Here is a 307-nt window from a genome sequence, read left to right as displayed (position 1 = left end):
GGATAGGGGTCATTTCAGGCGTCGAGTGGTGGGTCGTGTGTCCCATCGGTAGCGGGTGCGGGCTTCCCGGATGAGTGCACGGACGGTGACGAACGCGGCGGCGAGGTAGAGGTAGAAGTCGACGACCCGGCCGTCGCGTTCGAAACAACGCCGGATCTTGCCGTAGCCGTTCATCCACGACGTTGGGTCGGCCGCGCGGCGAGGTTCCTGAACTGGTCAGGTCCTTTTTCCGCGCGGCCTCCCGCCGAACCGGACGTGACCGTTTACGGTCATCCGGCTCTCCAGTGGTTACGGCGTGTTGGATCTG

1 pseudogene is annotated in these 307 nt (G+C 64.5%); it reads right to left on the bottom strand.

Annotated elements, in window-relative coordinates:
* Positions 1 to 9: 9 nt before the first annotated feature.
* A pseudogene (locus GWK61_RS55675) lies at positions 10 to 180 on the bottom strand (IS5/IS1182 family transposase); the annotation flags it as partial.
* Positions 181 to 307: the final 127 nt, after the last annotated feature.

Origin of the sequence: Catenulispora rubra, assembly GCF_015356825.1 — a bacterium.
Classification (GTDB): Bacteria; Actinomycetota; Actinomycetes; order Streptomycetales; family Catenulisporaceae; genus Catenulispora; species Catenulispora rubra.
Note: the sequence above shows the minus strand (reverse complement) of the source record. Positions and strands in the feature narration are given on the sequence as shown.